15 protein-coding genes and 1 tRNA gene are annotated in these 8,477 nt (G+C 52.4%); 14 read left to right on the forward strand and 2 right to left on the reverse strand.

What is annotated here, in order from left to right; genetic code table 11:
- Positions 1-107: 107 nt before the first annotated feature.
- From BP727_RS12400 to BP727_RS12465, 14 genes are all read left to right on the forward strand, one after another.
- Positions 108-605, forward strand: a complete 498-nt coding sequence (locus BP727_RS12400; RefSeq protein ID WP_273467191.1) for an Rpp14/Pop5 family protein — start codon at positions 108-110, stop codon at positions 603-605.
- Entirely contained in the window at positions 577-1,350 is a 774-nt protein-coding gene (gene psmA / locus BP727_RS12405) for an archaeal proteasome endopeptidase complex subunit alpha (protein ID WP_048132526.1), read from the forward strand. The genes BP727_RS12400 and psmA overlap by 29 nt, the downstream gene beginning before the upstream one ends.
- Positions 1,351-1,352: 2 nt before the next feature.
- A complete protein-coding gene (locus BP727_RS12410; protein WP_286859076.1) occupies positions 1,353-2,051 on the forward strand; it encodes a ribosome assembly factor SBDS in 699 nt (232 codons plus the stop codon).
- An 18-nt stretch (positions 2,052-2,069) separates the two neighbouring features.
- A complete protein-coding gene (gene rrp4 / locus BP727_RS12415; protein ID WP_276986859.1) occupies positions 2,070-2,735 on the forward strand; it encodes an exosome complex RNA-binding protein Rrp4 in 666 nt (221 codons plus the stop codon).
- Between the two features lie 5 nt (positions 2,736-2,740).
- Positions 2,741-3,493, forward strand: a complete 753-nt coding sequence (gene rrp41, locus BP727_RS12420) for an exosome complex exonuclease Rrp41 (protein WP_048133357.1) — start codon at positions 2,741-2,743, stop codon at positions 3,491-3,493.
- A complete protein-coding gene (gene rrp42 / locus BP727_RS12425) occupies positions 3,486-4,262 on the forward strand; it encodes an exosome complex protein Rrp42 (RefSeq protein WP_276986862.1) in 777 nt (258 codons plus the stop codon). The genes rrp41 and rrp42 overlap by 8 nt, the downstream gene beginning before the upstream one ends.
- A gap of 15 nt (positions 4,263-4,277) precedes the next feature.
- Positions 4,278-4,559 carry a 50S ribosomal protein L37ae gene (locus BP727_RS12430; RefSeq protein ID WP_013720470.1) on the forward strand — a complete coding sequence of 94 codons (282 nt, stop codon included), beginning with the start codon at positions 4,278-4,280 and terminating at the stop codon, positions 4,557-4,559.
- A gap of 3 nt (positions 4,560-4,562) precedes the next feature.
- The gene (locus BP727_RS12435; protein WP_013720471.1) at positions 4,563-4,700 is read left to right on the forward strand and encodes a DNA-directed RNA polymerase subunit P; all 138 of its coding nucleotides are present in this window, start codon (positions 4,563-4,565) and stop codon (positions 4,698-4,700) included.
- Complete coding sequence (locus BP727_RS12440) at positions 4,700-5,110, forward strand: hypothetical protein (RefSeq protein WP_013720472.1); 411 nt, start codon at positions 4,700-4,702, stop codon at positions 5,108-5,110. Before BP727_RS12435 ends, BP727_RS12440 begins: the two co-directional genes overlap by 1 nt.
- Complete coding sequence (locus tag BP727_RS12445; RefSeq protein WP_013720473.1) at positions 5,107-5,334, forward strand: KEOPS complex subunit Pcc1; 228 nt, start codon at positions 5,107-5,109, stop codon at positions 5,332-5,334. The genes BP727_RS12440 and BP727_RS12445 overlap by 4 nt, the downstream gene beginning before the upstream one ends.
- Complete coding sequence (locus BP727_RS12450; protein WP_286859083.1) at positions 5,331-5,693, forward strand: prefoldin subunit beta; 363 nt, start codon at positions 5,331-5,333, stop codon at positions 5,691-5,693. Before BP727_RS12445 ends, BP727_RS12450 begins: the two co-directional genes overlap by 4 nt.
- Before the next feature lie 10 nt (positions 5,694-5,703).
- Positions 5,704-5,778, forward strand: a tRNA-Arg gene (locus BP727_RS12455).
- Positions 5,779-5,799: 21 nt separating this feature from the next.
- Positions 5,800-5,985 (forward strand): CooT family nickel-binding protein, encoded by a 186-nt coding sequence (locus tag BP727_RS12460; protein WP_013720475.1) that lies wholly within the window; start codon positions 5,800-5,802, stop codon positions 5,983-5,985.
- A gap of 54 nt (positions 5,986-6,039) precedes the next feature.
- Complete coding sequence (locus BP727_RS12465; protein WP_286859084.1) at positions 6,040-6,609, forward strand: hypothetical protein; 570 nt, start codon at positions 6,040-6,042, stop codon at positions 6,607-6,609.
- Between the two features lie 10 nt (positions 6,610-6,619).
- Here BP727_RS12465 and BP727_RS12470 read toward each other — a convergent pair whose 3' ends face one another.
- A complete protein-coding gene (locus BP727_RS12470) occupies positions 6,620-7,645 on the reverse strand; it encodes a deoxyhypusine synthase (RefSeq protein ID WP_273278602.1) in 1,026 nt (341 codons plus the stop codon).
- Between the two features lie 66 nt (positions 7,646-7,711).
- Positions 7,712-8,477: RNA-guided endonuclease InsQ/TnpB family protein (locus BP727_RS12475; protein WP_286859105.1), on the reverse strand; the 766-nt coding region annotated here is incomplete at its 5' end.

Genomic DNA, 8,477 nt, shown 5'->3' on the forward strand with positions numbered 1-8,477 from the left:
TCCCTGGCCGGTGATATCATGGCTCTGAATCGCAGATGCTGGCCTTCTCCGGGGGTAGAGCTACTTTGAGAAGCAGACTGCCCGTCCTCCGAATGAGGAGGAGATATATGATATTCCAGCTGGAGGCAGAAGGAGAGATAGAGGGCAAGGATTTGATCAAAGAGATCATAGCCAGCCAGCATTCCCTCTTCGGCGATATCGGCAGCGCAAAAAACAGGCTCCATCTGATCTCCTTCGATGGCCGCCAGGGCATATTGCGCTTTCATCATAAGCATATGGACCAGACCAGGGCCACTTTAGCCTCAATTCATTCCATCCAGGGAACTAGAGCGGCTCTGCAAGCAAAAGGGGTCTCGGGGACGATTAAATCGGCCACAGAAAAGTATTTACCACGTCTATGCAAAATAAACGGCGATTGCGACAGAAGAAGAATCGAGCTGAAAGAAGTTTCCGGGTGCATTATTCGCACCCAAGGCCTAGAGGTCGATCTCTGTCCAGATGACAGCGAATGGACCCGAGGTTCAGATACCAGATACCTGGGACTGACCTCTTTCGATTTATGTGGAGGACACGAGGATGCAGATGGCACCGCAGATGGGTTATGATAGGGCTATTACTGTATTCAGCCCTGATGGCAGACTATTTCAAGTTGAATATGCCCGCGAGGCAGTCCGTAGAGGAACTACGGCAGTAGGCATTAAGGTAAAGGACGGTGTAGCTGTGCTGGTGGATAAAAGAATCACTAGCAGGCTAATGGAACCCAAATCGATTGAGAAGATATTCCAAATTGACAGCCACATCGGCGCAGCCACATCCGGCCTGGTAGCCGATGCCAGGGTGCTGATTGACCGGGCCAGGGTTGAAAGCCAGATCAACCGCCTGGTTTATGACGAGCCGATAGGGGTTGAGGCCCTGGCCAAGAAGATCTGCGACTTCAAGCAGCAGTACACCCAGTACGGCGGTGTACGTCCCTTCGGAACCGCCCTTCTCATCATCGGCGCAGAGGAGGACAGGGCCCGACTCTTTGAGACCGACCCCTCTGGAGCTCTGCTGGAGTACAAAGCCACAGGGATCGGAGCAGGCAGATCCTCAGTGATGGAGGTCTTCGAGGAGAAGTACAGAGAAGACCTGACCATGGACGAGGCGGTCCTCTTGGGCCTGGAGGCTCTTCACAGAGCCGCGGAGGGCAAGGTGGAGGCATCAACCACTGAGATCGGCATCATCAAGCTCTCTGATAAGCTATTTTATAAGTTGACAGAAAAAGAGGTCAGCGACTACGTAGAACGCATGAAGGCAATAGTCGCCTCCAATAAGGTTGAACCAGGCAAGGGAGAAGAGGGAGAGGCATAAGGATGGTCAGACTGGATGACGCAGTACCTGCCAGGCTGAAGACCCACGGAACCACCTTTGAGGTTTTGGTAGACCCGGACGGAGCGCTTGCCCTGAAGAGAGGCGATAGCGTCAACCTGGAAGACATCCTGGCAGTGGAGGATGTCTTCGAGAATGCCTCTCGGGGAGACAGAAGTCCGGAAGAAGATCTGCAAAAGGCCTTCGGAACCACCGATCCCCTCTCCATCGCTCCCATCATCATCAAGAAAGGAGAGATAAGCCTTACCGCTGATCAGAGGAAGAGGTTCTTGGAGAACAAAAGGCGGCAGGTCATTGAGGTCATTGCCAGAAATGCCATCAATCCCCAGACAAAAACCCCTCATCCACCAGGCCGGATCGATCAGGCCATGACCGAGGCCCGCGTCAACATCGATCCCACCAAATCCACCGACGAGCTGGTCAAGATAGTGATGAAGGCCATTCGTCCTCTCATTCCCATAAGATTCGAGGAGGTGGAGGTGGCGGTCAAGGTTCCGCCTGAATTTGCTCCCAAGGCCTACGGAGAGATCTCCGCCTTTGGCAGACTAACTCGGGAAGCCTGGCAGAACAACGGCGCCTGGATCGGCGTGGTTCAGATACCCGCGGGCATGCAGACGGAGTTTTACGACCTGGTCAACCGGCTAACTAAAGGCGAGGCCGAGACGAAGCTTCTTAAGCATTAAGAATGGAGTAGGAAGCGCATGGATCGCAAGGTGGTAGTACCAGGTGATCTTCTCTCTGAGGATGCCAAGAGATCGGGCGAGGGGACTTACATCAAAGATGGAAGCGTCTACTCCTTGCTTTACGGACTTGCGAACTACAGGGATAAGATAAATGTCATACCTCTGGCTGGAAAGTATATGCCTGCGCCGGGGGATAATGTCATAGGAGTGGTGAAGGACATAACCTTCTCCAACTGGATCGTGGACATCAATTCGCCATATGACGGGCTTTTGCACATCTCGGAGTTTCCCAAGAGGATCGATTCGGATGAGATGTCCAAATATCTGCGCATCGGCAGCTCGATTATGACCCGGGTGAAGGATGTGGACCCCACGATGAAGGTGGAGCTAACCTTAAACGACCGAAAGCTGGGCCCGATCAGGACAGGACAGGTCATAGAGATCAGCCATACCCGGGTTCCGAGGTTGATAGGCAAGGGCGGCTCCATGATCAGCATGCTGAAAAAAGAGGTAAACTGCAGCATATTTGTTGGCCAGAACGGCAGAATCTGGATCAACGGCTGTACAGACGATACGGATCTGGCACTCAAGACGATTGCCCTGATAGAGAGAGAAGCCCATACAAATGGCTTGACGGACAGGATTGTGAGCTTCCTTAAGGCAGAGAAAGAGGCCAGAAGTTGATCGCTATGGATGAGAATGATATATCATTTTTTAAAGACGGACTCCGCCTGGACGGCCGGCGAGCCGACGAGCTCAGGCCGGTGAAGATAGAGGTGGGGATCCTGGCCAGAGCTGATGGCTCGTGTTACATCGAGATGGGAGGAAATAAGGTAATAGCTGCAGTATATGGGCCCAGAGAGGTCCACCCCAGACATCTGCAGGAGGTAACGAGAGCCATCGTGCGCTACAGATACAACATGGCATCCTTCTCCGTGGAGGAGAGAAAGCGTCCCGGGCCGGATCGACGGTCTTATGAGCTCTCCAAGGTGAGCCGGGAGGCGCTGGAGCCGGTGATCCTGACCTCATTTTTCCCCCGTTCGGTGATCGACGTCTTTGTGGAGGTTCTTCAGGCGGATGCAGGAACGAGGACCGCGGGCATAAATGCTGCGGCTGTAGCTCTTGCGGATGCGGGAATTCCTATGAAGAGCATGATATCCTCCTGTGCGGCAGGAAAGGTAGGAGATACCATTGTCCTGGACCCAATGAAAGAGGAGGACAACTTCGGACAGGCCGATCTGCCCATCGCCATGACCCCCAATGGCGATATCACCCTGATGCAGATGGATGGCAACCTGACGCCGGACGAGTTCGGACAAGCAGTAACGATGGCCATGAAAGGGGCAAAGGACATCTATGAGCTGCAACGGAGGGCTTTAGTGGCAAAGTATAGCCAGATCTCAACAGACTCAGCTCGAGAGGAGGTGCATCTCTGTGAGTAGCGTCATCTCCGAGATCAAGAAGGATTTCATATACAATCTCCTTATCAAGGGGGAGAGGATCGATGGCAGGAAATTCGATCAATACCGGGAGATCTCCATTGAGAGGGATGTCATTCGCAAGGCTGAGGGAAGCGCTCTGGTGAAGCTGGGATCCAGCCAGGTCCTGGTAGGAGTGAAGATGCAGCCCGGAGAGCCCTTCCAGGATTCTCCCAACCGGGGAGTCATAATCACCAATGCAGAGCTTGTGCCCCTGGCCTCGCCCTCCTTCGAGCCTGGGCCGCCCAATGAGGTGGGAATCGAGCTGGCCCGGTTGGTGGATCGGGGGGTGCGCGAATCGAAGGCGTTGGACCTTGAAGCTCTATGCATCGAGCCGGGAAAGAAGGTCTGGATAGTGTTCATCGATGTGCATATTCTGGATGACTGCGGAAACATTCTCGATGCAGCCTCGCTGGGGGCAATAGCTGCCCTTTTATGCACCAAGGTACCTGCATCCAGGTTTGGCCTGGGCGAGGATTATATCCTGCCCATAAGGGACATTCCCATAGCCACGACCGCGATTGAATTTTCCGATGTGCTGATGTTCGATCCCGGAGTGGAAGAGGAGGCGATAGCCAACACCAAGCTCACAGTCATCACCACTACAAACGGAGATATCTGCGGAATGCAGAAGAGCGGCACAGGAATGCTGAATCCAGAGCAGGTCTACCGCATCATTGATATAGCATGTGAGAAGGCGAAAGAAATCCGGGAAAAGTTTCTGGAAGCTTAAACGGAAGTAAAGATCATGGCAAAGCAGACTACAAAGGGAAAGAAGAGCAGATCGGCAGCCAGGTTTGGCGCGAGATACGGCCGCAAGTCGAGGAAGCTCGTGGCCGATCTGGAGGAGAAGAGCAAGGCCTCTTATGATTGCCCCCAGTGTGGAAGGAATAAGGTAAAAAGGACAAGCACAGCCATATGGAGCTGCAGAAAATGTGGATATACCTTCGCAGGCGGGTCCTTTTTGCCCGAGACCTCTTTAGGCCGCTCTGTCTTGCGGTCTCTCAAGAAGAGCCTTGAGGCGGATTAAAGGATGGCCTACAAGTGTACCAGATGCAAGAAGATCGTGGAGATTGACTACGAGTACAGCGGCATACGCTGTCCTTACTGCGGCCATAGGATCCTTATGAAGGAGCGGCCCACCACGGTCAAGAAGATGAAAGCCGTCTGATGCTGGTCACCACCGCGCGAGACCCTTCTTCCAAAGCGAGAAGGTTTGGGCGGGCGCTAGCGGCCTTCCTCTCCGTCCCCTATCTCAACCGGGGAAAGCATAGCTCTGGAGGAGAGGATACCTGGCTGGTGGTGGTGGAGGATCATGGCAACCCCCGGGGCCTGGTCAAGCGTTCTATAGCAGGAGAAGAATTGCTTGCCTTTCGGCTGCTGGGCGAGCCGCTGGCGGGACGGCTGAAGAAGGATGTGCCTGTGGTTACGGGACGGTCGACTGAATCAAAAGCGATTGCTCAGTTCTTTGAGCTGAGGTGGTCGCATCTTCCCGATCCAGAGGCGAGAACGATTTCCGTGGCATCTGGCAGGATAGATTTCATGGATGAAGGCGCGACCAGGTTCAGTCTGAGGCTATGAAGGGCTGGACAGAGCTGGTCATAGAGACGCCTCATTCCCAGGAGATCTATGAGGCGCTGGCACCGGAGTTGAACGATGAGATCCACCGGTCGAATATCGAGTTGGTCGAAGGACCTGGCTTTGTTCGATTGAAGATCCTAGGCGAGGATGTGGTCTCCCTTCGGGCAGCCTTAAATACCTGGATAAGGTTGGTCAAGATCGCAATTGAGATGGTGAGTTTATGAGTGGCGAATTGCCTCCGCAGATACAAAACCAGTTGGCTCAGCTTCAGCAGCTTCAGCAGCAGGCTCAGGCTGTTATGACTCAGAAGACCCAGATAGAGGGTCTGATCAGAGAGACCGAAGCAGCGCTAAAAGAGCTGGAGAAGAGCGCAGACGACGCTGTTATATACAAGAGCGTCGGCGAACTTCTATTCAGAGCGGACAAATTGAAGCTGACTGAGGAATTGAAAGAGAGAAAGGACATGATGGATATCAGGCTTAAGACGATGGTCAAGCAGGAAGAGCGCATTCAAGGGCGCTTTACACAGCTTCAGGAACAGCTTAAGCAGTCATTAGGTCAGATGCCGCCCAAGGGCGGCTAAACAAACTCGCGGACCCGTGGCTTAGCCAGGATATAGCACCGGGCTTCTAACCCGGGGGTCGCGGGTTCGAATCCCGCCGGGTCCGTTTTATATTTTTTGAGGATATATGTGCGAACTGACGGTTTATACCCTGAAAGGTGGAGTCCGGGAAAAGGTCATGGAGAGCGTGGTCAGACTGATGGTCCATGACGGCAAGGTGATCCTGGAAGGCATATTCGGCGATTCCATGGAAGTTGAGGGAAGGATCTCCGAAGTGAATATAATGTCCCAATCGGCCACCATAATCGGATGAAGATCCCAATTCGGCTCATAAAGCTTATGGACTTGAAAATGGATGAGAAAAGCTATGAGACCAATTGAGACCATTTGTGTGCTGTCCATATCCCTGCTTTTAGCATCGATAATGGGCTGCCTGGCAGAGGATAGCACTGGTTCCCTTGAAGGCAATCCGGATATTCCAAAAACGATGCTGCCAGATGGATTCAAGCTGTTGGCTGCCCTCCCTGAGATGGACTCCAATGTGAATATGACCGATTATATAACCGAGTTCTATGGAGAAAAGGAGATCAAGCCGATCAATATCTCTGTAGGAATATATCAATGGGAGGCCAAGGAAGGCGGCCAGCCCTATGATGCCAAGGTCACATATATCCGATTGCCTGATCAGGAACAGGCACTAGCAGCCATCAATAACTTCAGGTCCCAGGAGGATTACGTCGATCAGATCGCCAGAGGCCTTAAGATATTCGGAAATGCCACAATCAACGACCACGATGCTCTGGAGATAAGACACATCCAAAATAGCAACAGCTACAAATATATTTATCTCTGGAACAATTTAGATCTGGTGGTACTGGTCGAAGGCAACAATGATAAAAATCAGAGCCTGCAGCTTGCTTCTGCCACAGGCCTCTGAAAATCTTTTTTTACCTGTAGTTCAGCTCGAGATCTCCCTCGCGCCAGTTGTAAACCGGATAGCTCTTTCTCCTATGGCCCGATGCCTGCAATGCCTGCACCACCAGGGGCACAGTGATGGTGGCATCGGAGAAGACCTGCACCTTGCTTGCCTCCTTTTTCACCTTGCCCCAGGAGACCGCCTCCTCAAATGTGCAGCCTGATAGGCCCCCCCAATGAGGAGAGTCAGCGGTATATTGAATGGCATAGCTATGCCCTCCGGAGTAGTTGCCTATGAGCTCAGCTATGACCTCGGTCTGCTGGATGAAGTTCTTGGGGACCCCGCCACCGATATATATCACACCGGTCTGGGCGGACCCTTCCACTATCCTTGTGATCTCATCCACATCCTTGATCTGATCGACCAAAACCCGGCAACCTTCGCGCAGGGCTATAACCATCCCAATGCCCCAGGAGCTATCTCCCAGAGCAGGAACGAATATTGGAACACCGGCTTTATGGGCGGCACCGAGGATGGTGGTATCGGGCAGTCCCTTGCCCACCATCTCCATCAGCTCTCGGGAGGAGTAGCGGCGGTCCTGGTCTAAGCCCTTAACGAAATCCGATATGTAGTTGTCTGCCTTATGCAACTCGATCTCCGAGACGAATACATCGTATATCCGGTCGATCTTGCATTCGTTCAGGTAGGCGTCGTCAGCACACGAGCTCCCCCGAAAGTGAATTATCCCCAATCCCTCGCACAGATCATGGAATAGATTGGCCCCAGTGCTTACCAGACAGTCAACCTTCCTCTCCCTCAATAGATATGCAATGAACTCCCCGAGCCCCGCTGGGACCATAGCTCCCGCCAGTCCCAGGAAGATGGTTACATCCTCGTCCATCATCCTCTCCCAGACGCGCAGAGATGCGCCAAGCTGGCCACCCTGAAAGCCCATCCTGCCCATATCTCCAACCAGCTCAGCGACGCCCCGGTCCTTCATGGGGATCGTCGTCCTCTCTTTATTGCATATCAAATCATGACCGTGACTATGTTCCATTCTATCCCTCTTCAGCCTCTGGTTATAAATCGGACTGGAGACTCTTAAAGATTATCCACTCGTCAACTACCCCTCCCTGAAGGGATGGGCTTGTAGCTCCGCAAAAAGTCGGGCCACGATGGGCATATTGACTGATACCCTTGCCGCAATATTCCGCGCTGCGATTGTGTCAGCCGGACCAGAGAAGCCGCAGCAGACACACGAAAATTCGTCCCTTGTAGGACGGTTGGATCGAGATATAAGATGACAGATAGGGCATTCCTGGGAAGTATAAGCAGGATCAATGCAGATCAAGGGCACACCAGCTATGGCAGCCTTGTAGTCGATATATTGCCTGAGTTGATAGAAGCTCCAGTTATGCTGTTTGCGCCTCTGAGCCTTTGGAACCGTTATCCTCTCTCTTATGCCATAAAGATCTTCCAACACGATAGCAGACGAGGTGTCTATGGCCTTCGCAACCAGCTTCTTAGAGATGCAATGATTAACGTCTCTATGGAACCTAGCTTCTTTACCGGAAAGCTTCTTCAGATGACGTTTTGCGCTATCTGTTCCACAGCTCTGAAGATCGGCTTTGAGGTTATCGATTTTGGATCTAACCTTTTCAATCTTCTCACCAGAGAACTCTTCACCCGAAGAATCAACTGCAATGTTCTTGATTCCAAGATCAACACCAAGAACATTTTGAGGAACAGACTTCTTTGGCTCGGGAACATCTACCACAACACAAAGATAGAATGTCCCATTCTGGAAGATGAGATCGGCCTGACCTCGGATTCTGTCAAGCCTTGGAGCATGGTAATCACAGATCACGACAGGCAGCTTAATTCTGCCA

This window comes from Methanosaeta sp. UBA356 (genome assembly GCF_002496465.1).
Lineage (GTDB): Archaea > Halobacteriota > Methanosarcinia > Methanotrichales > Methanotrichaceae > Methanothrix > Methanothrix soehngenii.

Excerpts from the sequence above, each read along its gene's own strand:
- BP727_RS12400 (WP_273467191.1), top strand. The coding sequence starts at position 108 with ATGATATTCCAGCTGGAGGCAGAAGGAGAGATAGAGGGCAAGGATTTG.
- psmA (WP_048132526.1), top strand. The coding sequence starts at position 577 with ATGCAGATGGCACCGCAGATGGGTTATGATAGGGCTATTACTGTATTC.
- BP727_RS12410 (WP_286859076.1), top strand. The coding sequence starts at position 1,353 with ATGGTCAGACTGGATGACGCAGTACCTGCCAGGCTGAAGACCCACGGA.
- rrp4 (WP_276986859.1), top strand. The coding sequence starts at position 2,070 with ATGGATCGCAAGGTGGTAGTACCAGGTGATCTTCTCTCTGAGGATGCC.
- rrp41 (WP_048133357.1), top strand. The coding sequence starts at position 2,741 with ATGGATGAGAATGATATATCATTTTTTAAAGACGGACTCCGCCTGGAC.
- BP727_RS12430 (WP_013720470.1), top strand. The coding sequence starts at position 4,278 with ATGGCAAAGCAGACTACAAAGGGAAAGAAGAGCAGATCGGCAGCCAGG.
- BP727_RS12435 (WP_013720471.1), top strand. The coding sequence starts at position 4,563 with ATGGCCTACAAGTGTACCAGATGCAAGAAGATCGTGGAGATTGACTAC.
- BP727_RS12440 (WP_013720472.1), top strand. The coding sequence starts at position 4,700 with ATGCTGGTCACCACCGCGCGAGACCCTTCTTCCAAAGCGAGAAGGTTT.
- BP727_RS12445 (WP_013720473.1), top strand. The coding sequence starts at position 5,107 with ATGAAGGGCTGGACAGAGCTGGTCATAGAGACGCCTCATTCCCAGGAG.
- BP727_RS12450 (WP_286859083.1), top strand. The coding sequence starts at position 5,331 with ATGAGTGGCGAATTGCCTCCGCAGATACAAAACCAGTTGGCTCAGCTT.
- BP727_RS12460 (WP_013720475.1), top strand. The coding sequence starts at position 5,800 with ATGTGCGAACTGACGGTTTATACCCTGAAAGGTGGAGTCCGGGAAAAG.
- BP727_RS12465 (WP_286859084.1), top strand. The coding sequence starts at position 6,040 with ATGAGACCAATTGAGACCATTTGTGTGCTGTCCATATCCCTGCTTTTA.
- BP727_RS12470 (WP_273278602.1), bottom strand. The coding sequence starts at position 7,645 with ATGGAACATAGTCACGGTCATGATTTGATATGCAATAAAGAGAGGACG.